This window comes from Endozoicomonas atrinae (assembly GCF_001647025.1).
Taxonomy (GTDB): domain Bacteria; phylum Pseudomonadota; class Gammaproteobacteria; order Pseudomonadales; family Endozoicomonadaceae; genus Endozoicomonas; species Endozoicomonas atrinae.
On record NZ_LUKQ02000734.1, the window covers coordinates 1 to 597 of the forward strand.

At 57.1% G+C, this 597-nt stretch carries 1 protein-coding gene; it reads right to left on the reverse strand.

All coding sequences use genetic code 11. The features are described from left to right. A partial coding sequence (locus AK963_RS34335; RefSeq protein WP_202969969.1) for a hypothetical protein occupies positions 1-597 on the reverse strand: 597 nt, incomplete at both ends.

A 597-nucleotide genomic window follows, 5' to 3' on the forward strand; every position in this document is an offset into this window, starting at 1 on the left:
TCGGGCGCTTGTGCTGGTCAATGGCCTCGTCGGTCATGCCCAGTTTGGTTTTCAGGTAGACGCGGGCTTTGGGGCCGATGACCGGTCGGGTTTTCGGGTCGGCCTTGATCTGTTTCTGCTGGGCCTTAGCCTGCTGGAGACTGGTTTTGGCGGAATCGACGAAGTTGATTACCGAGTCTTTGTCGTTCATGTCGAGACCGGTGGTGTCCAGTGGCTCGTCCATCAACTCTTCCCACTGGGTTTGCAGGGTGGTGATGGCTTTCTGGATTTTTGGGTCGACTTCTGGTTCTACTGCTTCCGGTTCTGGCTGTGCGTTTTGCACAGAATCGGGGGTTTCTGTGCGATTTGCACCGGCGTCTGGTTTGGGGTCGGGCGTTGTTTCGGTGGATGCCGCCGGTTTTTGTGTTACAGTTTGGCCAGCCGCCTGGTCAGGAGTGGGTGCAGGATTATCAGGTGTTGTGATGGCAACGCCTGCCTCTGACTGGGCGGCTGCCTGCGTTTCGGCCTCGGTGCGCTGGGCCTCTTCTTTTTTCAGCAGGGAGTCGAGACCGTCGAAATCTTCACTGGCGGTAAGACGCTTGAGCCTTGCGACAAAAT